This is a genomic window from Shewanella morhuae (assembly GCF_003028295.1).
In the GTDB taxonomy this organism is placed as follows: Bacteria; Pseudomonadota; Gammaproteobacteria; order Enterobacterales; family Shewanellaceae; genus Shewanella; species Shewanella morhuae.
This window is the reverse complement of sequence record NZ_PYSG01000002.1, coordinates 1,966,106-1,989,640: the sequence shown is the minus strand read 5'-3', so window position 1 is coordinate 1,989,640 and position 23,535 is coordinate 1,966,106. Positions and strand designations below refer to the sequence as shown.

Sequence of the window (23,535 nt, the reverse complement as noted above, 5' to 3'; positions counted from 1 at the left end):
TTACGGCTTAGGTTGTTCGATAGCTTTAACTTATAAAGTTATGCGATTAATCCCTTGTCAGTCTTTACCGCGTTTAGCCAGAGTGCATCGTTATAATAAACCGAGGGAATAACTCCGTACTACAATTAGATAAACTCACCTCATAAAACAAGTTTTGAATATACATTTATGTTTATCTCGCCGTTGATGCGCTGAGATATTTCGAGAGTGAACTCGCTAGAAATTGGGAGAATCAATGTCGATCAAATCGAGTATTAATCCGCCGGTATTTTATTCATCGGTTTTCTTCATCATTTTAATCGTGATGATCTGTGCGGTATGGCCCACTGAGGCTAATACCGTCTTTAAATCAATACAGTCATGGATAGAAACACAAGCTGGATGGTTTTACATTTTAAGTGTGGCTTTCTTCCTGATTTTCATCCTCTTTATTATGGTTAGCCGTTTTGGCGATATTAAACTAGGGCCAGATCATTCTGTGCCTGATTACAGCTATAAAAGCTGGATAGCCATGTTGTTTTCGGCGGGCATGGGCATTGGTTTGATGTTTTTTGGTGTCGCCGAACCTGTGATGCATTACCTTGCACCGCCCGATGCCACGCCTGAGAGTCTCGCTGCTGCGAAAGAAGCGATGAAAATCACTTTTTTCCACTGGGGTCTACATGCATGGGCGATTTATGCCGTAGTGGCATTGAGTTTGGCGTATTTTTCTTATCGGCATAAGTTACCGTTATTGCCAAGAAGTGCGCTTTATCCCTTAATCGGTGAGCGAATTTATGGCCCAATTGGCCATACCGTTGATACCTTTGCCGTGCTCGGCACTATGTTTGGCGTGGCAACGTCACTCGGTTTTGGGGTGTTACAGGTTAACTCAGGGCTGAGTTATTTATTTGAAAGTTTGCCTAATAATGCTGTTGTGCAAGTGTGTTTGATTATAGGTATAACCTTGCTTGCGACACTGTCAGTGTTCTCCGGCCTTGATAAGGGCGTAAAACGTTTAAGTGAACTTAACCTTGGCCTAGCCATTATTTTATTAATCATAGTATTAGTTCTTGGCCCTACAGTGATGTTACTGCAGGCATTTGTACAAAATACGGGTGGTTACTTAAGTGATTTAGTTAATAAAACCTTTAACTTGTATGCCTATCAACATAAAGAAGATTGGCTGGGAGGTTGGACCTTACTCTATTGGGGCTGGTGGATTTCATGGTCACCTTTTGTTGGTACTTTTATTGCGCGCGTGAGCCGTGGCCGCACCATTCGTGAGTTTTTGATTGGGGTATTATTTGTGCCATCGACGCTGACTTTCCTGTGGATGACAGTGTTTGGTAACTCGGCGATTGATTCGATCATGAATCACGGCGCTCAGTATCTTGCCGATGCGGTTAATACCGATGTGTCAGTGGCGTTGTTTGTATTTTTTGAGCACATGCCGTTCCCGACATTACTCTCGGGGATTGCGATTTGTTTAGTAGTTACTTTCTTTGTCACTTCGTCGGATTCGGGGTCGTTAGTGATCGATAACCTAACCTCCGGTGGTGATAATAATGCCCCTGTGTGGCAGCGCGTTTTTTGGGCGTTATTACAAGGGGTTGTAGCCTCAGTGCTATTGTTAGCAGGTGGTTTACAGGCGCTACAAACAGCGGCTATCGCCAGTGCTATGCCGTTTTTAATCGTGATGCTGTTTATGTGTCTGGGCTTATTTAAAGCCTTGAAGAATGACTGGCTGAAAATTAATAGCGTGCAGTTACACAATACCAGTGTGCAATATGCCAAGACGAATATGAGCTGGGAGGAGCGGATTGGCGTGCTAGTTTCGCATCCAACCCATGAAGAGGCGCAGTATTTCTTAAATAATGTTGCAACGCCTGCGCTGTCAAAGGTGTGCCAACACTTTATGGCTAAGGGAATTGCCGCCGATCTTGAATATTTAGATGGACGGGTACGACTGGTGATCAGTAATGAGCTGAATTTGCCCTTTGTTTACGGTGTACGAACACGTTGCTTTGAAATTATTAATCCAGTGGGTACTGAAATCGAGCAGGGTGATACCTTGTATTACCGCGCTGAAGTCTACTTAGAACAAGGCGGCCAGCATTATGATGTGATGGGTTATACAGAAGATCAAATCCTCGCGGACGTGGTGACTCAGTATGAAAAATACTTACACTATTTACATCTATCGAATGCCGACCAAGGTCATGTGACTTAATTTTATTTAGGCTACTAAGGCTAAATCTCAAGCCGTATTACCCTGTAAAGTGCGGCATATATTGCCCCAAGTGATAACACCGATTATCCTTGGGGCAATTTTTTAGGGTTTGTTTTAGGAATGTCACTATGTCAGTACCAGGCCAGAGTAAATTAGACAAAGTATTAGCCGATGCGAGAGAGTACAAAGCCAAACGTGAAGGTGGCTATCGCGAACAGGCTTTAAAACTTTATCCTTGGGTGTGTGGTCGTTGTACTCGTGAGTTTACGCCTAAAAATTTAAGTGAACTAACCGTCCATCACAAAGACCATAATCACGATAACAATCCGTCAGATGGTTCAAACTGGGAATTATTGTGCCTGTATTGCCACGACAACGAACATTCCCGCTTTGAAGAGCTGATCCGCTACGGTGGTACCACTGAAACTAAGCAAGCGGCTGCGACCTACAATCCCTTTGCAGACTTGAAGTCAATGCTGAAAAAGTAGTTTGCGCTATGGTGTGAGTGATAGATTGTTAGTGATAGATTGTCAGCGTTAGTGCAAAAATATGAATGGACGGTATTTAATCTTTGCTGGTTAAACGCGCTTCGGCGGCGAGCCATTTTGCGCGATTCAAAATATGCTGATTCTCTTGGCCTTCTAATGCCGCTTTACGGGCTGGTAATTGCGCGCAAATAGCGGCTTGCTGTGTGTCACTGGCGGTGCGCCAACTGACAATTTCATCGATATGCCGAAAGCAACCCATGCAATAGTCATCATCATTTAAACCGCAGCGTGCAACGCAAGGTGAAAGCATAGGTGTCCTCTGGGTGCCTTATCGTTATAACGTTAAGGTTTCAGTTAACGATATGGTTGAGTGTCTAACGTGGCGCGATACTAACATTTTTTCGTATAAAGTCATCTTTAAGGCGCATTCACTTGGCCTAAAATAAGGTAAGTTTTTTGATACTGGGCATGACGTGAATCAAGATAAATCGTACAACACATCCAATTATTCAAAGCGATTTGAGCAACTTAATCAGTTGCTTGAACAGAGCGTTGCCCTATGGCAAGTGCGCGCTTTTGAGGCGACGAATTTGCCTTGGTCGGCGCAGTTTGGGCAATTGGCCGCCGCAGTCTGGGCGCTGGACGATAGCGAGCTTGATGAACTTGATGCCGAGCAATCTTTGCTGGTTGAGGCGCTAACACCGGCATTAAGTGAAGATCTTAAGGCGTTAGACCAAGATTGGGATTTATCCTTACTCACTGAATCAATTGCTGCTACAGATAAAATACTTGCTGTTGATGAGGCACAGGTTAACGGTTTATCCATTGATGATGAAGCGCATTTTAGTGCGCACATTAAAGGTCGTAAATGGCAGCAAATTACTGCATTTGTGCAGTATTTGCCGGATCTTGATTTACCTGTATTGGAATGGTGTGCGGGTAAAGGCCATTTAGGCCGCTTGATTGCCAAGGCCCGCGGCGCCGAAGTGGTGAGTCTAGAATGGCAAGCGCCACTGTGTGAGGCAGGCCAAGCTTTTGCCGATAAGTGGCACTTATCGCAAACCTTTGTTTGCGCCGATGCCTTTGCTATTAACGTCAATACCAATCCGTTCACTAGGCAACAGCAAGTGGTAGCGCTGCATGCTTGCGGTGATTTACATGTGAGGTTATTAACGTTAGCCGCAGCGGCGGGCACACAGGCGCTGGCAATTTCCCCCTGTTGTTATCATTTAATTCAAGGCAGTTATTATCAAGCATTGTCAGATATGGCTAAAAAAAGCGCGATAAAACTCAGTCGCCACGACTTACAGCTACCACTGCAACAAAGCGTGATTGCCAGCCCTAAACAGCAGGCGCTGCGTCATCAAGAAATTGCCTGGCGTTTAGGGTTTGATGCGCTGCAACGTCAATGTCGGCAAATTGATGAATACTTACCCTTACCATCGCTGAAGCAGAGCCAACTTAGCGGCAGTTTTAAGCATTTTTGCTTGTGGGCGGCCGAGACTAAGACACTTAAGTTAACGCAAAACTGTGATTTTGATGCTTGGCTTGAAGTCGGGCATAAAAGGCAGCAATTAACACGGCGCATCGACCTTGTCGCGCATCTATTTCGCGCGGTGCTCGAACAGTGGTTAATCTTAGATCGTGTTTGTTTTTTACAGGAACAGGGATACGGCGTTCGCGTGGGTGAATTTTGTGCAAACAGCGTCACGCCAAGAAATGCATTAATTTTAGCGCAAAAAATGGCGACATAATTTAAACTGTCTTAAAGTATACTGTACTGTTATGTTTTTTATGAAGTATTTGCTTACTAATCTATTTTAAATGAATCAAAGCAAATTCAACTCTGTGGTGTTTAGAACCTGCACTGTGAGACAAGTCTTACACTAAAGGTGGTTTTTTATTGAATCATCGGGCTTTTCTTGTTCAAATGTCGCATTAATGACGAATAACAACTGAAAGCTGACCTTAGGTCAGTCATTCTAGTGAGCGAATAAAACAGTTTCATGAAATATTCCCGCGTATTTATTAATAGCCTGGCCTACGAACTGGCACCTGTTGTGGTTTCCAGTAGTGAGCTAGAGTCTCGTCTCGCTCCTTTGTATCAAAAGTTCCGTATTCCTATGGGACAGCTTGCCGCATTGACTGGGATCACTGAACGCCGCTGGTGGCCAAAAGGGCATCAATTGTCTGACGGTGCCATTAAAGCGGCCCGTAAAGCCATGGTTGAAACCGGGATTAACGTTGCTGATTTAGGTGCTGTTGTCTACACCGGTGTGTGCCGTGACCAACATGAACCCGCCACGGCTTGCCGTATCGCAGCCTCTTTGGGGGTGTCAAAAGATACCGCTATTTACGATATCAGCAACGCTTGCCTTGGAGTGTTATCGGGTATTTTAGATATCGCTAATCGCATTGAGTTGGGCCAAATTAAAGCGGGTATGGTGGTGTCATGTGAATCGGCAAGGGACATTGTTGATGTCACTATCGACAACATGCTCGCCGATCCGACCATGCAAAATTTTGCTCTGTCGCTGGCCACCTTAACCGGTGGTTCTGGCGCGGTAGCGGTTATCTTAACCGACGGCAGTTTACCGCTGACTAATGTGCGTCAACATCAATTGCTCGGTGCATCGCATTTATCGGCACCTGAACATCACCAGTTATGTCAATGGGGATTACAGGAAGCAGGCCACAATCTGTATCGCGAGTTTATGCGAACCGATGCGGTCACCTTGTTAAAAGAAGGGGTTGAGCTGGCCAAACATACTTGGGAGCATTTTCTTGAGCAGCGCAATTGGCTGGTTGAACAAGTTGATAAAGTGATTTGCCATCAAGTCGGTGCATCGAACCGCAGACAAGTGCTTAGTGCACTCAATATTCCACCCGAGAAAGAATTTCCAACCTACCAGTTACTTGGCAATATGGGCACCGTATCTTTACCTGTGACTGCGGCGATGGCGCACGACCAAGGTTTTTTACAGGCGGGCGACCAAGTAAGCTTTTTAGGCATAGGTAGTGGGTTAAATTGCATGATGTTAGGCATTAAGTGGTAAAGGCGTCATAGGCCCTTAAATCTTGACACCCTAATATATTCATTCGCTTTAAATAGCGCTCGCGTTCAATAGTATTAAAAAGATAGGAAGCGTTATGTTAGACACTCTGTTGCCTTTTCAACGTCATTTTTTGAGCCGTAATGGCAACAAGCTGCATTATATAAACGAAGGCCAAGGCGAACCTGTCGTGATGGTTCACGGTAATCCTAGCTGGTCGTTTTACTATCGCAATTTAGTCAGCGCCTTAAAAGAGACTCACCAATGCATAGTGCCAGATCATATCGGCTGCGGCCTATCGGATAAACCCGACGATAGCGGTTACGATTATACGTTAAAGAGTCGAATTGATGATCTTGAGGCCCTGTTAGATAGCCTTAATGTTAAAGATAATATCACCTTAGTCGTCCACGATTGGGGCGGTATGATAGGTATGGGCTATGCGGCGCGTTATCCTGAGCGCATTAAACGCTTAGTGATTTTAAATACCGGCGCTTTTCACCTGCCTAAGTCTAAGCCTTTCCCTTGGCCGCTGTGGATCTGCCGTAATACCTTGTTAGGTACAGTGCTAGTTCGTGGTTTTAATGCTTTTTCATCTATTGCCTCCTATGTCGGCGTGAAGCGCCAACCTATGTCGAAATACATTCGCGATGCCTATGTAGCGCCGTTTAACTCTTGGGCTAATCGGATTTCGACCTTGCGTTTTGTGCAGGATATTCCGTTGCGTGAAGGGGACAGAAACTATCAATTAGTCTCTGATATTGCAGCGAGTTTGCCGCAATTTGCCAAAGTCCCGACGTTGATTTGTTGGGGCCTAAAAGACTTTGTATTTGATAAGCATTTTTTAGCCCAATGGCGCCAGCACATGCCGCAGGCAATTGTGCATGAATTTGCCGATTGCGGTCACTATATTTTGGAAGATGCCAGTGATGAAGTTATTCATCACATCAAAGGCTTTATGTCTGAAGATAGGGCTGTGATAGAAACGGCAGATGTAGACAGTTCAAATTCTAAAACGGCAGCGACTGAACAGGTCAACGGTTAATGTCGACGTTGTTTGTAACTGATGCTGCGGTTTTGGCTCAATCCATATCCTTACCGAGCGCGGCATCACCCGTTTTAGTCGAGAGTCATGCCAATATTTGCCGCCACCTTAAACAAGCGGCCCATGCGATGCCCCATCATCTTGCGGTGGCTGTTCAGCAGGCGCATGGCGCATCGGTGGCGAATCTACGTTATAGCGAGTTAGATTTCCTCAATCTAGATAAGCAGAGCGATACCATCGCTTTTGCGCTTAACGCCCATGGCATTAAGCGCGGCATGAAGGCTGTGCTGATGGTGACGCCAAGCCTTGATTTTTTTGCTTTAACCTTTGCGCTGTTTAAAGCCGGCATCATCCCCATTCTGGTGGACCCAGGTATGGGTATGAATAATCTTAAACAATGCTTTGAAAAAGCATCGCCCGATGCTTTTATTGGTATTCCTAAGGCCCATGTTGCCAGACGATTATTTGGTTGGGGTAAGGGCAGTATTCGATCATTACTCAATGTGGATGGCGGTAAAGTTGACTTCGCGGCTAAGCTGATGCAATTACTGACTGGCTCGATAAGTTTATCGACCTTGCTGCAACACACCTCAACAAAAAATACCTCAACGCAGCATATTGAATATCCAATGGTGATGCTAAAGCCTAATGAAATGGCGGCGATTTTATTCACCAGCGGCAGCACAGGTACGCCCAAGGGCGTTGTGTACAGTCATGGGATGTTTGAAGCGCAAATTCAAGCGCTTAAACATGATTATGGTATTACCCATGGTGAGCGCGACTTAGCTACGTTTCCGTTATTTTCGCTGTTTGGCCCGGCGCTCGGAATGGCATCTATCGTGCCGCATATGGATGCCAGTAAACCGATTACCGCTAATCCCGAATTCCTGTTTGCTGCGATTGAAAAATATCAATGCAGTAATATTTTTGTAAATCCTGCTTTATTAGAGCGTTTAGGCCGTGCAGGCCAACAAAAACAACATAAGCTACCCAGCGTACAGCGGGTTATTTCAGCCGGTGCACCTGCGACTATCGCCTCTATTGCCCGCTTTAAGCAAATGCTTAACCCAGATGTGCCGATTCTCAACTCTTACGGTGCAACTGAATCGCTGCCCATTAGCATGATTGCCAGTAATGATTTATTTACCACCACAGACATCACAGATAACGGTGGCGGCATTTGTGTTGGCCGCGCGATTGACGGCGTGACGATTGGTATTATTGGCATAAGTGAAGATGTCATCCCTCTATGGAATGAGGCATTGCTGCTTAATTGCGGCGAAATCGGCGAGATTGTTGTGCAAGGGCCTATGGTAAGCCATGCCTACTATCAACTCGATAGCGCGACAGCGACGGCGAAAATTTGGGACACCGAAAATAACAGCGTAAGGCATCGCATGGGCGACTTGGGTTATCTGGATGATCAAGGTCGATTATGGATGTGTGGTCGTAAGGCCCACAGAGTCGATGCCACTCGTAAAGGACAGTTTGCTAAACGCTATTATTCTATTCCTTGCGAGCGTATTTTTAATACGCATCCTAATGTAAAACGTTCGGCATTAGTGGCGGTAACGGTAGCGAACGAGATAGAACCATTAATCTGTATCGAACTTGATAGGTCACTGGTATGCAATAAAAGCCAGCAACTGTATCAAGATCTCGTCACTATTGCTGAGCAATTTGCTCAAACTCAGGGTATAAGACGCTTTCTTATTCATCCTGATTTTCCTGTCGATATACGGCATAACGCTAAGATTTTTAGAGAAAAATTAGCCATTTGGGCGCAATCACAAACAAAGGGTTAATGTTAACCTCAGCGATCTTCTGCCTGCCTTTTTACGCTATAGTCTGTGCCCACGTTAACTAAGCTTGCTTAACTTCTTAGCCTTTATGCTTATTTTGTAAATGCTTACATAGACTTTTAAGCTCATATTGATGAGCAGAAATGGATATCTCAATGACGATAGACCCAATTAATAGTACGGCACTAGCGCAGTATCATGCACTTGAGCAAACCGCACTTAAGCAGCTCGCCTTTAAGGTGTCGCACGCCTTTGTGACAGGCGCGGGGGGATTTTTAGGTAAAGCTATTTGTGTACGCTTATTAGCTGCGGGTATTAAGGTTACTGGCTTTGCGCGCGGACATTACCCCGAACTTGAATCGCTCGGCGTGATTATGCATCAAGGAGATTTAGTCAATAAAGAGGCACTGCAACAGGCGATGCAAGGCTGCGATATGGTGTTTCATGTTGCTTCTAAAGCAGGCGTTTGGGGCGATAGAGACAGCTATTTTTGCCCTAACGTCAAGGGCGCTGCTAATGTGCTTGCTGTTTGTAAGGCATTAAAAATAAATAAGTTAGTTTACACCAGTACGCCGAGCGTGACTTTTGCGGGGCAAGATGAATCGGGTATTGATGAATCTACGCCCTATGCAACATCATTCCTTAATTATTATGCCCATTCCAAAGCGATCGCCGAAAAGATGATACTGGATGCTAATCAAGTGAGTGATGCTGTGACTGAGACTACTGATATAGCTCAAATGCCTTATGCGCTTAAAACTGTCGCTTTACGGCCACATTTGATCTGGGGCGCTGGCGATCCTCATTTGGTGCCTCGAGTACTAGCGCGTGGCCGTTTAGGTAAGCTAAAACTGGTAGGGCATGAAGATAAGCTGGTCGATACTATCTACATTGATAACGCTGCTTACGCCCATGTACTGGCGGCGCTTGAGTTATGCGAACCCCAGCCTAAGTGTCAAGGTAAAGCCTATTTTTTGAGTAACGATGAGCCGATCACTATGGCAAAAATGCTCAACCTGATTCTGGCCTGTGATGGTTTGCCTCCTGTGACAAAACGGGTTTCTAAATCAGTCGCTTATGTGGTAGGTGCAGTATTAGAAAGTGTATATTTGCTGCTAAAGAAGCAAGACGAACCCATGATGACGCGCTTTGTTGCACGGCAGTTATCCTGCAGCCATTATTTTGATATCAGCGCAGCCAAGCGAGATCTCGGCTATGGTGCACTGGTTTCTATCAATGAAGGGATGGCAAGGCTTAAAGTATCACTTTAGTTTAAATATACCTTCTCTTGTTGCCATTATTTAATTGGGGATTTATGAGTTGTGATGATTGTAAAACGTCAATATTCAGACAAAAGATAGGGCGTTGTACACGCTGTATGTGGCAGCTTACGGCTTTGTCGGTAATCAGTTGGCCGCTGTGGTGGTTTCTTTATCGTGACACGCCGCGGGAAGTGAATTCGATAGCCTTATTGTTTTTCTGCAGCGCTTTTTCGGGGTTACTTGCCTTACATCTTATTGTCTTGGCTTACCGTCGCCTCAGGGGGCGAGAGTAAGCCAAGTTTTCTTTCCTTTTTAATTGTTATACTTCGCTTACCGCTGTTTTCTCATGCATCATTCTCTTCATTAGTGGCGCTAAGGCGAAGAAAACTAACGCCATCACCACACCAATTTGTGCTGAAAATATAAACAGTTGCTCATATAGTGCCATAGCACTCGGTACGTCACTTATCGTCCCACCTTGAGTATCAATCGCGGCGAGTTTGTTTAATTCGGCGGCTAATATTTCAGAATAAGAAGTCCCAAGAAACCAAGCGCCCATCATCACGCTGACCACGCGTTTGACTGAAAGCTGAGTTACGGCAGATAAACCGATAGGAGATAGCAATAACTCACCGATTTCTAGTACAAAATACGCTGCAACTAAAAACCAAATACTCACAAAACCACTGCTTAGCGGCATTTGGATCCCAAGCACTAACACCATAAAAGATAACCCCGCGAATAAAATGCCGAGTGCCGTTTTAACTGGTTTGCTTGGATCGCAGTTTTTACGGGCAAGCGCGGGCCATAGCCAAGCAAAGATGGGAGATAAGCTGATCACAAAGAAAGCGCCAAGGAAGGTAAGCTGTCCCGCACTCCATTCTAGCCCCAGCATATTACGGTCCATTACACGGTCCGAAAATGCCACCCAAGAGCCATAGGTTTGCTCATATAATGCGAAGAAAACCAAGCCTGCGAGGATAAACAGCAGTAAAGCCGACATCTGTTGACGTTCAATCGGGTTACAGTGTTTGACCATAAACCAGCCAATACCCAGAACAAGGAGTAGTGATACTGAATGCAGGAACCAAATTACGGGACTAACGGCAGGCAATAAGCTACTGAGAGAAAGCACAAGTGAATGGGTTTGAATTAAGCCCCAAACTAACACAACACTGCCGATGGCACTTAAGTAAATCCATTGTTCTGTAGTGATACCGGCGGTTTTCTTTAAAATCCGCGCGGGATCTCTTGGTTCTGCGTAACCCTGTAGGTGTTTTTTGCCACGAATAAATACGATGAGTCCGACTAACATGCCTAAACCCGCTAGACCAAAACCATACTTCCAACCATAGGTTTCACCTAAATAAGCGCAAATTAATGGGGCTAAGGTTGCGCCTAAGTTGATACCTGCATAGAAAATGGTAAAGCCAGAATCACGCTTGGGGGACGTCGCTGGATAAAGCTGGCCGACGATGGTAGAAATGTTGGGTTTTAAAAAACCAACGCCAACAATGATTAAGGCCAACGATAGATAAAAAACCTGTAGTGCTTGTTCATCTCGTTGAACTTCACCAGCAATGATCACGGCTTGGTGGCCCTCATAGGCCATACCCAAGTGGCCGAGCACTAATAACACACCGCCGAAGATGACCGCTTTACGCATACCAATATAACGGTCGGCTAATAAACCACCGACCACGGGCATGGCATACACTAAGGCACCGTAGGCACCAATGACGTTATAGCCAAACTCATCGGTAAATAAATGATACTTAATGAGGTAAAGAAATAGTAACGCCTTCATTCCATAGAAGGAGAAGCGTTCCCACATTTCGGTAAAAAAACAGACATACAAACCTTTAGGGTGCCCAAGCAGCATTTCTGGTTGGTGCGAATGGTGTATGTTTGGTATTGGGTGCAAAGGATTTTGTTCTAGTGACACTTAAAACTCCCATTGCTGGCGCTTTATGCGCCGAGCCGTTATTGATTCATTTTATCGTAATGAATTTTATTAATTATTTTTCATTATTTATGGTTATTGCAGTGCTGTTGATTGCTGAAAGACGGCGCTGTAGCTGCAGTTAATCACACTCGGCTGGCATGGAACAGTCAAGGGGCTTGAAAGTGAGAAAAATTTTACCTATATATCGATTATGACCATTATTTAATGCATTTTTTTTGTGGCGACAAATCATACTAAATGCTTAAATTCATTCATTTTCAGTTAATAAATCAGTGTTAAATAGTGGGTAGAATACCGCAGCCAAATATGAGTGCGATTAAGTTTGTAGCCTCTTAATGACGGAGTTCAGTCCTAAATATGCTCAGTTAGCGTGATGATCCTTTTATGCTTATCTGGATTTATTTCCTGAGAATAAACAGAATAAAGAATGCCGAAGTGCGATATTGCTAGAGGAGTAACAATAAGTGACCGCAGCTTAAATCGTGTGCCGGTTCTAATAGAAGGAGTAGCCGGACTCAATGTAATGTTTTACGACATCAATATTCAAAATCTACATGCCGAACGTTATGTGTAATTAAGGATAATTATGGAATTTTTTACTAGCCTATTTGTGGGTTACCCGCTGTGGGTTTGGTTAATGTTTTTTGGTTTTGTGCTAGCGCTTTTGGCCTTCGATCTTGGGGTGTTACACAAAGAGCAGCATGAGATTACCGTGGCCGAGAGTTTGAAACTTTCAGCTTTCTATATTTGTATGGGTTTATTGTTTGGGGCTTGGCTCTGGTGGTACAAGGGGTCAACGGCGGGGATGGAATATCTGACGGGCTACTTGATTGAAAAATCACTGTCTATGGATAACGTATTTGTTATCGCTTTAATTTTTAGTAGCTTAGGTATCCCACGTATTTATCAACATCGGGTGCTGTTCTGGGGCATCATGGGCGTTATTGTACTGCGCGCCATTATGATAGGCCTTGGTGCTATGCTGGTGGCACAGTATCAGGGTGTACTTGTATTGTTTGGGGTGTTCTTGATTTTTACTGGCGTAAAAATGCTGTTCTCAAATGATGAACACAGTGATATTCAAGATAATAAGTCTTACAAATGGCTACGTACTAAAATGCGTTTTACGCCAACACTGCATAACCAAAAGTTCTGGGTACGTGGTGAAAAACATCAATTAACAAAAGGATGGTGGGCAACGCCGTTATTCTTGGCGTTGATTTTAGTGGAAACCGCAGATTTGATATTTGCGGTTGATAGTATTCCCGCTATTTTCGCGATTACTCAAGATCCGTTTATCGTCTACACCTCGAATATTTTTGCCATTCTGGGGTTACGTGCTTTGTACTTTGCCTTAGCTGCGATGGTGCATCGTTTTGAATATCTCAAATATGCGTTATCAGTGGTATTAGTGTTTATTGGGGTAAAAGTGGGCTTAGTGTATTTCAATCACGAGGGCATGGTGGACTTTACTATCCCAACCCCAGTATCCCTTGGGGTAACTTTTAGCCTGTTAGTCGCAGGGGTGTTGTATTCATTATGGAAAACGCGTGGGCAAAAAATTGAAAATGAATAATTTAGGCAGGTATGGCTAGCCTAATCGTCTATCTGATCCGGCCGTTTATTGTTCACTAAACGGCCTTTTTTATATCCCGAGTTTATGAACTGTTAAGCTTTAAAGAGGATTTTTAAAATTAGTCTATACTTTATTAGAGTCACTTTTAGTTTGGGGCCTATAAAGGGAATTTTTAGAACTAATGCTCTTCAAGGACGATATTATGAAACTTAACATTACCGCCATACTCATGCTCTCGGTTTGTTCATTGACCGCTGTTAATGCACAAGCTGCAGACAAACAATCGACAAACACAATATCTGAGACAACATCTAACGTAACCTCCACTTGCACTGGAGCTTACCCAAGTTATTTCCAAGACCCTGCGTTTACTAAAACAGGTATGTGGGACAATCAGGTCATTATCAACCAAGCTTATCAGGGATGGGATGGACCTGTTTTTAGCCTCAGCGACGCCTATTCAAATGCCAAACAAGACAGTGCTGCACCCTGGCTTGAATTCAATCCCTTCGATAAAAGTCTGAGTGAGACAGAGAAAAACACCCAAGCGTGGAAATACCTTTGGGCTGTGATGAAGTACATCCAAGAGGGAAACATCGACAAAGGCGATATCAGTAAGGACTGGGATCTGTGTAATAACAAGGTACGCTCTTGGTACCATATTCCCTATCAGACCTATGATCCTATGAGTGGGCGGGAATTTATCCACGGCTTGACCCGCGAAGCCCCCGTCACAATGGAGATAAAAGGCCAAGGCGATTTGAAAACTACGATGTGGGCGGTGGGTTTTTATAATCCTCAGGCGGCAAATAGCATTGGCAAGGTATGGACGGGGGCGCCGTCACCAGTGATGCCACAACAAAACTTTGTGTTTAATGAAGGCAGCGTTATTGGCAAGTTACTGTTCACTACTGCAACGCCTAATAATTACCCCTTCCTTGAAAATGTACCAGTGTGGCGAGCGAATATCAGCTCTAGTGATTTTTGTGAATGTAAAAATACCGATGGTAGCGCTTGTAGCTTTCAACAAGAAACAGAGCAGTGCCCACGCTCTGTCGCTGATGTTTATTTATTGCAGTTTGATATCGCGGTGCGGGACAGTCGTTCACCCGTTGGTTGGGTCTATGGTACTTTTGTTGCCGACGGTCAGTTTAAAGCTAAAGAGAAAAATCCTTGGGATCGTATCTCTCCTCTGGGATTAATGTGGGGCAATGATACGCCACCTGTAAGCATCGGCGCGGCAGCATTCCCTCAAAACTCATTAACAGGGCTCAAGGATAGCGCGATATTCCAAGAGGTGGTTGACCGCTTGAATGAGCATACAAATGCGGGGCATTTAGGGTGTAATGGACGCTTAAATGGACCGGCGGATAACGGATTAAGCAGTTGTTTATCTTGTCATCAAACGGCTTCAGTTCCCGATAGCACAAATAATACACCAGCAATTATGTATCAATTCGCCTCTTACCAAGAATCGGGTAGCGGTCAATGTTTAACATCGCCTAGCACACTCGATCTCTCGATTGATCAAGTGTATTTCAAAACGTTTAAGTGCTCAGACGCCTTCGTCGGGCCAAGTAACATAGTTCCTAAGCCTAAATATACCCAAGGGCAAAAACAATGGATATCGACTGACTTTTCATTACAGCTCAGTATCAGTCTGACCCAATGGCAAGAGTGGCAACAAGATCAAGATAATCTGAAAAAGAACATCAAAGTGCGGGTATTCGAGGGCACTTTACCATCTCGTTAATAAATAGGTTTGTGTCATTAGTTGTATTGATGGCACTACATCAACACTGGTGATTAATTTATTTTTTACATTACTTTTTACGAACAAGGGACTCAAATAGAGTCCCTTTTATTATTTGTATAACTAAAAATAACGTTATTTTTACTGGCGGTCATTCCGTAACCGCATGAATATATTGATAACTACTGTAAAGGTTAATTTTATGTGATAGTTTATCGGCGTTTTTAACTCACAGAAGCAAGAGGGAACATGCTGACTATTTCTAATCTCACTAAAACCTACGATAACGGTGTTAAAGCACTTGATGGTGTTGATTTAATCATTACTAAAGGAATGTTTGGTTTACTCGGACCCAATGGCGCGGGTAAATCATCGTTGATGCGTACCATTGCTGCCCTGCAAAGCGCCGATAGCGGTAGCATAGTATTTAACGGTATTGATGTATTAGCCGACCCCCAAGCCTTGCGTAAAACCTTAGGCTATTTACCACAAGATTTTAATGTTTATCCTCGTATTAGCGCCTATGACCTTTTAGATCATTTAGCTATTCTGAAGGGCATTAATCAGAGCAAACTGCGTAAAGAAGCGGTCGAAGGATTACTGGCTCACACTAATCTTTATCAGCATAAAAATAAAGCGGTGAGTGGCTTTTCTGGCGGTATGCGTCAGCGTTTTGGTATTGCTCAGGCTTTGCTTGGCGATCCTAAATTATTGATAGTGGATGAACCTACTGCGGGTCTTGACCCTGAGGAACGTAACCGTTTCCATAACTTGCTGGTGAGTTTAGGCGAGGAAAAAGTAGTGATCCTCTCAACTCATATTGTTGAGGATGTATCTGAACTCTGCGCCAATATGGCTGTATTAGCATCGGGCAAAATCTTGCTTCAAGGCAATCCCCATCAATTAGTGAGTGAGTTAACGGAAAAGATTTGGACCAAGACGGTAAATCAAGCCCAGGCATTGGAGCTTGAGACGCAGTTGCCGGTGATTTCTAAGCGTTTATTAGCGGGACGCACAGTACTTAATGTGATGGCTGAAACCTGTCCCGAAGGTTTTATTCCTGCTACTGCTGGGCTTGAAGATCTGTATTTTTCTACCTTACACAGTCATCGCCGTCAGGCTGCATAAGGAGAGGTAGATATGTTGTTATCAATGCTTAGGTTTGAATGGCGTTACTATTTACGTCAGCCCTCTTTTTATGTTGTGTCTTTTTTATTGTTGTTAATAAGTTTTTTATCTGTCGCATCTAACAATATCCAAATAGGTAGCGGCGGCGAGGTAATGAAAAACAGTCCATTTGGTATTACCCAAACTATGTTGATCATGGGATTAATTTCTATGTTTGCCGTGGTGAATTTTGTGGGCAGCACGGCTATCCGTAATCATCAGCATTTAATGGAAGAGCTGATTTATAGCAAACCTCTATCGCCATTTGCATATCAATTTGGCCGCTTTTTAGGCAGCTTTGTTGTGGTGATGATGGTATTTGCGTTTATTCCCATCGGCTTAATGCTCGGTTCCTTTATGCCATGGGTCGATGCGAGCCGCTTTGGACCTTTTGCGTTATCGAATTATCTTGTGCCGTATTTTTTGCTCGCCATGCCGAGTTTGCTGCTGATCTCCACTCTGTTCTATGCGATGGCAAGTCGATTTAGATCTTTGATGGCGCTCTATCTAACTGCGGTTGCTATGTTGGTGCTCTACACCCTAACAGGTGAAATGGCGAGTCAACCACAGTATCGAACCATGGCAGCTTTGCTTGATCCCTTTGCGCTGCGTACCTTTGCCGAAGTAACCCGTTATTGGACTATTAGCGAGAAGAATAACCAGTTAATTGAATTCTCTGGGCTAGTGCTGCAAAACCGCGCGTTATGGTTTGGGATTGCCTGTGTATTATTGGCAATATCAGGGATTTTTCGCCAGCCGAGCTTGACCAAGAAGCGTGAGAAAAAATCAGATAAAGCGGGGGTCATTCCCAGCTTAGTGCCTTTGGCACAATTGGCTATGGCAACTGAACCCAATGGTCGACAGCAGTTTTGGATGCGCGTTAAATTTGAAATACGCCAAGTGCTGTTTACCGCGCCTTTTGTGGTGTTAGGTGCATTGACGATTTTTAACTTAATCGGCCCCATGTTTGATGACTTTGGCTCGTATGGCACATCTAATTGGCCACTGACCCAAGATATGGTGAATAACATTGCTGGCGCCACGGGGTTATTGATGGTGATAGTGTTGATTTATTACAGCGCAGAAATCGTCTGGCGTGAGCGAAGCTCAGGTATGGGAGATATTGTCGACAGCGTTCCTGTATCGAACTTAAGCTTTTGGGGGTCAAAGCTAGTATCAATAGTCATAGTAATGACCTTGCTGTACGTGCTCGCCATGTGTACCACCATCGCCTTCCAACTGATAAAAGGTCAAGCCAATCTAGAGATCGCGCAGTATCTTATTCGACTGGGATTTTACTATCTCTTGCCGTTGTTGATGACTGCGGTTTTAGCATTTTTCCTACAAGTGCTCAGCCCGAATAAGTATGCTGGTATGGGACTATTTGTTGCTTATTACCTAACAACGTTTGTCATGGCAAGTTGGGGATTTGGCCATAGCCTGTATAACTTTGGTCAATCACCGACTTTGATTTATTCAGATATGAACGGCTACGGCTGGGGCTTATTAAGCCATGCACTGTATATGATTTATTGGGGGGCCTTTAGCCTTATCCTGTTTGTCTTAGGCTATGGTTTATATCATCGCGGGCCGCAGCAAAGCCTTAAAAGTCGTATAGGGTTACTCGGCTATCAGCTTGGTTTTAGCGGTAAAGCTATCGTCAGCATTGCCTTAATGGTGTTTTTGAGTATGGGTAGTTATTTGTTCTACCAGACTAAAGTGCTGAATCATTATTTAACCCAAGATGAAACCACTGATCTGCAAGCCGATTATGAAAAGGTCTTTAAGCAATATCAAGGTATGCCGATTTTAGTGACAACTAAGGTTAATGCGAATGTCGATATTTTCCCTGAGCAACGCAAAATTGTCGCTAAGGTGATGTTTGAATGGCAAAACAAATCAGATAAACCGATTGAAAAAATACTAGTGCAGTTGCCTATTCATACGCAAGCTGAAACGGTAAAAATCAATATTCCTAATACTCGCTTGGGCGTATTTGATAACCGCTATCGCAATACTTGGTTGACCTTTACTACGCCTGTGCAGCCAGGGGAAATGGTAAAAGGTGATATTCAATTAGTGCGCGAGTCGGTGGGTATTGCTGAAGCGGATTTTGATTTGTCAGTGGTCGAAAATGGCACCTTTATCGATAATACCAATCTATTGCCGTTGTTTGGTTATCAAGATGGTTATGAGTTGATGGATCGCCACGAGCGCCAAAAACGCGGCTTAGCCGAGAAAGCACGTGCCCATAAATTAGAAGATAGCCATTATTACAGGCAAAACTTTTTTGGCGTCGATGGTGATTTCATTCAATTTGAAGCGACTATTTCGACCAGTGCCGATCAAATAGCCTTAGCGCCAGGGTATTTACAACAGCAGTGGCAGCAAGATGGACGTCAGTATTTCCATTACTTGATGGACAGCCCCATGGTGAATTACTACGCCATTATTTCGGGCCGCTATCAAGTGGAAAAAACGCAGCATAAGGGTGTTGCTGTTGAGGTTTATTATCATGCCGATCATCCTTGGAACGTGGCCCGTATGATCGAATCTGTTAATGATTCTATCGACTATTACACCCAAGCATTTGGTCCATATCAGCATAAACAAATGCGGATTATGGAGTTTCCGGGTTATCGCAGTTTTGCTCAAAGTTTCGCTAATACAGTACCTTACTCAGAACGCATTGGTTTTATTACCGATCTGCGTAATGAGGACAACATCGATTCTGTGTATTACGTGACTGCACATGAGGTGGCACATCAATGGTGGGGGCACCAAGTGGGCGCTGCGGATGTACAGGGCAGTGCGGTGATATCCGAAAGCTTATCGCAGTATTCGGCTTTGATGGTGTTGGAGAAAAAGTACGGCGATAAAATGCTCCGCAAATTCCTAAAGTATGAACTTGATGGGTATCTACGCGGTCGTTCATCGGAATCGATAAAAGAAATGCCTTTGCTGCGCAGTGAAAATCAGCAGTACATTCATTATCAAAAAGGTTCAGTCGTGATGATGGCGATTAAAGATACATTAGGTGAGGCGACACTCAACGCCAATCTTAAGGCATTTTTAGCGCGCTACCAGTACCGTAACGATCCATTCCCGACCACATTGGATTTGGTGAGTTACCTTAAGCAAGGTACAGATACAGCACAGGCTCGCTTTATCGATGAGTCTTTTAATGACATCACATTGTATGATCTCAGGTTGACGAATGCGGTCATGACCACGCTATCTGATGGCAAGACGAAAGTTGAGCTGACCGTCTATGCCAGCCGTAAAGTGGCCAGCGGTAAAGGCGAAGAAACCGAACAACCTTTAGATGTACTGGTGGATATTGGCGCCTTTAGTGCCGATCCCGATAAGCTGAAAAACGATAAACAAGTGTTATTACTTGAAAAACACAGACTTGTCAGTGGCGAAAATAAACTGACAATCACGTTGGATGATAAACCCAGTTATCTAGGCGTTGATCCCTTTGTGAAACTTATCGATAGAGATGCGAAGGACAATATCTTTAAGCTGTAATAGGCTCTTAAACAATTTTATTAAACCCTACGCACTATTTGGCTAGCTTGCCAGATAGTGCGTTTTTTCTTTGTTATACGCATATAACCTGACTCATTTTGAAATTAATGCAAATTTACTTGTTCTTCGGCGCAGTTTTTTCTAAGGTAATTGCAAATGATTTTCAATGAGGCGCTTTATGAATACCCATCTGCAGTTACAGGTTAAGCATTGGCTTGAAAATGATCCCGACTCACGCACTAAAGCCCAGTTACAAACGTTAATCGATAGCGGTAACGAAGCTGAACTGGCTGCGCGTTTTGCTGGCCGCTTAGAGTTTGGTACCGCAGGCTTACGTGGTGTGGTTGGCGCCGGTCCTATGGGGATGAATCGTCTGGTTATTCGTCAAACTTCGGCAGGTCTTGGTGCTTATTTACTTAGCCAGATTAAAGATGCGGCCGAGCGTGGCGTAGTGATTGGCTACGATGGTCGCCACGATTCATTTAACTTCGCCCACGATGCGGCTAGCGTGCTCACCGCGATGGGTATTAACGTGCGCTTAACCGCTAAAGTGGCGCCCACGCCGCTAGTAGCCTTTGGGGTGAAGCATTTTAACGCGGCAGCGGGCATTGTGGTGACCGCGAGCCATAATCCACCGCAATATAATGGCTATAAAGTCTATTGGGAAAATGGCGCACAGATTATTCCGCCCCATGACTCTGGTATTGCCGCGCAGATTGAGCGCGCTGCCAATCAAGCCATTCCGTTTTTAGAACATGATGACGCGGTAAAACAAGGTAAGTTGACTATCCTGCAGGACGATTTTTACCAAACTTATCGTAATGGTATAAAGCAAACGGAGGTGCTACAAAACCATACCGCACCCGAAAAAGTTAGCTTAGCCTATACCGCAATGCACGGTGTTGGCGCGGATATGGCTGAAACGGTATTGAAAGATGCCGGTTTTACTCAGGTGTATTCAGTTGCAGCTCAACGTGAACCTGATGGCGATTTCCCAACGGTAAATTTCCCTAATCCAGAAGAAAAAGGCGCGATGGATTTAGTCATCGCCGAGGCGAAAAAACACAGCGCTATGCTTGCCTGCGCTAACGATCCCGATGCTGACCGCTTTGCCGTTGCCGTGCGTAAAGACGATGGCGAATACCAGATGCTGACAGGCGATCAAGTCGGCGTACTCTTTGGTCATTATTTATTGTCCCATGCCAAAGATAATCAGCGTCTTACGGGCACCACAATTGTGTCATCGAGTCTGTTATCTAAGATTGCTCAAGGTTTTGGCACGCAAAGCTTTACCACGCTCACTGGTTTTAAGTGGTTGATGAATGTGGGGATTGCTAAAACTCAGCCCGAGAATCAATTTCTGTTCGCCTATGAAGAGGCGCTTGGCTACACAGTCGGCAGTATGGTATGGGACAAAGATGGTCTGTCGGCGCTGGTGGCATTTGCCCAATTAACTGCTGAACTAGTGGCGAAGGGGCAAACCATTTGGGACCGACTCGAGCAAATTTACCGCGAGCATGGTTTTCATCTTAATGCGCAGGTGAGTATTGCCTTAAAACCAGATACGCCCAATATTGGCGCTTATTTGCGCGAACATCCGCCCGTGAAAATTGGTGAGTTAGACGTACTGTCAACCGATGATTTAAAGGCCCTTGAGCGCCGTTTTGCCGATGGTATAGTCGAGAAAATCGATTTACCACCGAGCGATGTATTGACCTACTGCTTAACGGGTGGCGCTCGGGTGATTGTGCGTCCATCGGGTACTGAGCCTAAGATTAAGTGCTACTACGAAGTGGTAGAAACGATGCTTGAGGCTGATACTTTAGCCAGCGCCCAAGCGAAGGCTGATAAAAGGATGGCTGACTTTATTAAGGCTCACCAAGCTAGCTTGCCAAAATAACCGCAGCGATGTTCTTTGCCGTAGTCTGATAAGGTAAAGCTAAACATTCACTTTTAAACAAGGCAACTGACAGCACTCTGTCAGTTGCTTTTTTATGTTCCCCACTAACCATTTGTGGTGTAAAGCCATGTTATTATAGATAAATATATAACATTGTTTATCGTCACTATATGCATTTTTGGGGGGAGTTATGGCTGTTCTTGTTTATTCGTTTTACCAAATTTTTTTTCATACAGTATCTGTGTCGATATAAAAATAACAACGAACACACCAGTATCAATAATAAATTTTAGTGGTTCAAAAGAGTCACTAAAAATATCGTAGTGAAAATCGAAGTATTTGAATAATAATTTAGAGCCAATAAAAGCAAAGATAAAAGAAATAAAGAACTTCATGGTTTCCCTTAAAATATGTTGATAAATCAACCAGACACAGAATCATGAACCGTCACTGGTTATTGGGATGCTACCTTAAACTTTGCCCCCGATTTAAACTAATCAGTTTGTCGAGTATTCGCTCACCATCCATACGAATACCATTGTGTTCATACTCGGAAGTGAGCCAGTATTTTAGTCTACCGACTTGCTGGGCTGTTTCTAGACTGTATTGCATCTCGACGAACATATCTTCACTGTATATCGCTGCAGCGACAGGCACACGATTTTGTGCCAGTTGTTCGAGATTATAAAGTGCTGGCCAATCTGTTTTATGGGCTAAGATTTCCGCCGCAGCTTTTAACGGCATTAAGTGGCTAAATTGGTCAAACATCCAGGGATAAATCATCTCACCAGTAAATAACAACGCTTTGCCGACTTGATAGTTAAAAGCAGGAAAGTGTTGTCTCATCCTGTGAGCTGCCCATTGTGAACCTGAGTGTTGGCAATAGATGGCTTCGTGCAGTAGGGCAAAAATGGGGTTAGTGTTGTAATCGAGTAGCTGGCTGAAGTGGTTTAAAAACAAGGGATTGACTTCAACCCCTGATGCTGTGTCAATCAATGCTTGTTCGAGTAGGTAATAAACCGACTCGGGTCCTTGTTCCATGCCAATATTGATGCCAAGTAGCTGCAACATTTCAACCGTAAGGCGTTCTCCGGTGGCTAAATACACTTCATGTTCACACAAATGCTTTGCTAAGCGTGTGGCCAAGTGCTGTGCATCGTGGAAACGCTGAAAAAACTGCTTATTCTTGGTCAGTACTCGTTGATAGGTCGCGAGATAAACGTCATCGGCGCTGCGGCTAAGCGATGGTATACCGCCGGTAATATAGGCTTCACTAATGCCTTGAGGCGCCGAGCTTAAATAATGTAAAACGCAAAAGCCTCCAAAACTTTGGCCTAGAATTGCCCATTTATCGGCGGGGCAGAGTTGAGCTCGAATGGCTTCCGCATCGCGCACAATATTATCCGCACGAAAATGGCTAAGGTAATCTGCCTGCGCGATAGGATCTAAATGTTTTAAACTTAAGTGGTTGATTGGGGTTGATAAGCCAGTACCTCGTTGGTCGAGTAGTAAAACACGATACTCTTTTAAGGCACGGCGCAACCAGCCACTGTTACTGGCTGGACGCATAGCAGCAAACCCAGGGCCACCTTGAAAAAAGACCAGATAAGGTAGTTTTTTATCTTTATTCTCTAGGCTACAAAGTTCTCGGGCAAATATGTGGATTTGTTCTGCTATGGGATGTTGATAGTTTAGGGGCAAGGTAAAAGTGTGCTTTTTAGCCAAAACATCAGCAAGAATAATATCGGGTTTCATCAAGTCACCTTAATAGCGGAGGATG

General features: G+C 44.2%; 16 protein-coding genes. 13 read left to right on the top strand and 3 right to left on the bottom strand.

What is annotated here, in order from left to right:
- The first annotated feature begins 235 nt into the window (after positions 1-235).
- Both C9I43_RS09155 and C9I43_RS09150 read left to right on the top strand, forming a co-directional pair.
- Complete coding sequence (locus tag C9I43_RS09155) at positions 236-2,212, top strand: BCCT family transporter (protein WP_076499898.1); 1,977 nt, start codon at positions 236-238, stop codon at positions 2,210-2,212.
- Between the two features lie 128 nt (positions 2,213-2,340).
- A complete protein-coding gene (locus C9I43_RS09150) occupies positions 2,341-2,700 on the top strand; it encodes a YajD family HNH nuclease (RefSeq protein WP_076499900.1) in 360 nt (119 codons plus the stop codon).
- A 76-nt stretch (positions 2,701-2,776) separates the two neighbouring features.
- On the opposite strand, the gene C9I43_RS09145 is transcribed toward C9I43_RS09150, so the two are convergent.
- Positions 2,777-3,010 (bottom strand): DUF1289 domain-containing protein, encoded by a 234-nt coding sequence (locus C9I43_RS09145; RefSeq protein ID WP_107883229.1) that lies wholly within the window; start codon positions 3,008-3,010, stop codon positions 2,777-2,779.
- A gap of 163 nt (positions 3,011-3,173) precedes the next feature.
- On the opposite strand from C9I43_RS09145, the gene C9I43_RS09140 reads away from it, so the two are divergent.
- The 6 genes from C9I43_RS09140 to C9I43_RS09115 all read left to right on the top strand — a co-directional run bounded on the left by C9I43_RS09140 (position 3,174) and on the right by C9I43_RS09115 (position 10,155).
- Positions 3,174-4,454, top strand: coding sequence for a methyltransferase (locus tag C9I43_RS09140; RefSeq protein WP_107883228.1), 1,281 nt, complete (start codon positions 3,174-3,176; stop codon positions 4,452-4,454).
- Between the two features lie 252 nt (positions 4,455-4,706).
- Positions 4,707-5,756: a 3-oxoacyl-ACP synthase III gene (locus C9I43_RS09135; RefSeq protein ID WP_076499904.1), complete on the top strand. Its 1,050-nt coding sequence runs from the start codon at positions 4,707-4,709 to the stop codon at positions 5,754-5,756.
- Positions 5,757-5,850: 94 nt separating this feature from the next.
- A complete protein-coding gene (locus C9I43_RS09130) occupies positions 5,851-6,798 on the top strand; it encodes an alpha/beta fold hydrolase (RefSeq protein ID WP_076499905.1) in 948 nt (315 codons plus the stop codon).
- Positions 6,798-8,603: an olefin beta-lactone synthetase gene (oleC, locus tag C9I43_RS09125; protein ID WP_076499906.1), complete on the top strand. Its 1,806-nt coding sequence runs from the start codon at positions 6,798-6,800 to the stop codon at positions 8,601-8,603. Before C9I43_RS09130 ends, oleC begins: the two co-directional genes overlap by 1 nt.
- 152 nt (positions 8,604-8,755) lie before the next feature.
- Positions 8,756-9,871: a 2-alkyl-3-oxoalkanoate reductase gene (oleD, locus tag C9I43_RS09120; protein ID WP_076499907.1), complete on the top strand. Its 1,116-nt coding sequence runs from the start codon at positions 8,756-8,758 to the stop codon at positions 9,869-9,871.
- 44 nt (positions 9,872-9,915) lie between these two features.
- Positions 9,916-10,155 (top strand): DUF3624 domain-containing protein, encoded by a 240-nt coding sequence (locus tag C9I43_RS09115; protein ID WP_076499908.1) that lies wholly within the window; start codon positions 9,916-9,918, stop codon positions 10,153-10,155.
- A 26-nt stretch (positions 10,156-10,181) separates the two neighbouring features.
- Here C9I43_RS09115 and C9I43_RS09110 read toward each other — a convergent pair whose 3' ends face one another.
- Positions 10,182-11,807 carry a peptide MFS transporter gene (locus C9I43_RS09110; protein WP_076499909.1) on the bottom strand — a complete coding sequence of 542 codons (1,626 nt, stop codon included), beginning with the start codon at positions 11,805-11,807 and terminating at the stop codon, positions 10,182-10,184.
- Positions 11,808-12,414: 607 nt separating this feature from the next.
- Between C9I43_RS09110 and C9I43_RS09105 the strand changes: the two genes are divergently transcribed.
- The 5 genes from C9I43_RS09105 (at position 12,415) to C9I43_RS09085 (ending at position 21,755) form a co-directional block, all read left to right on the top strand.
- Entirely contained in the window at positions 12,415-13,404 is a 990-nt protein-coding gene (locus tag C9I43_RS09105; protein WP_076499910.1) for a TerC family protein, read from the top strand.
- A gap of 202 nt (positions 13,405-13,606) precedes the next feature.
- Complete coding sequence (locus tag C9I43_RS09100) at positions 13,607-15,157, top strand: hypothetical protein (protein WP_076499911.1); 1,551 nt, start codon at positions 13,607-13,609, stop codon at positions 15,155-15,157.
- A 249-nt stretch (positions 15,158-15,406) separates the two neighbouring features.
- Positions 15,407-16,285: an ABC transporter ATP-binding protein gene (locus C9I43_RS09095; RefSeq protein WP_076499912.1), complete on the top strand. Its 879-nt coding sequence runs from the start codon at positions 15,407-15,409 to the stop codon at positions 16,283-16,285.
- 12 nt (positions 16,286-16,297) lie between these two features.
- Positions 16,298-19,855 carry an ABC transporter permease/M1 family aminopeptidase gene (locus C9I43_RS09090; protein ID WP_107883227.1) on the top strand — a complete coding sequence of 1,186 codons (3,558 nt, stop codon included), beginning with the start codon at positions 16,298-16,300 and terminating at the stop codon, positions 19,853-19,855.
- Positions 19,856-20,033: 178 nt separating this feature from the next.
- On the top strand, positions 20,034-21,755 hold the full coding sequence (locus C9I43_RS09085; protein WP_076499922.1) for a phospho-sugar mutase: 1,722 nt from the start codon (positions 20,034-20,036) through the stop codon (positions 21,753-21,755).
- Between the two features lie 465 nt (positions 21,756-22,220).
- Here the strand turns inward: C9I43_RS09085 and C9I43_RS09075 are convergent, their stop codons facing one another.
- Positions 22,221-23,510 (bottom strand): alpha/beta fold hydrolase, encoded by a 1,290-nt coding sequence (locus C9I43_RS09075; protein WP_076499923.1) that lies wholly within the window; start codon positions 23,508-23,510, stop codon positions 22,221-22,223.
- Positions 23,511-23,535: the final 25 nt, after the last annotated feature.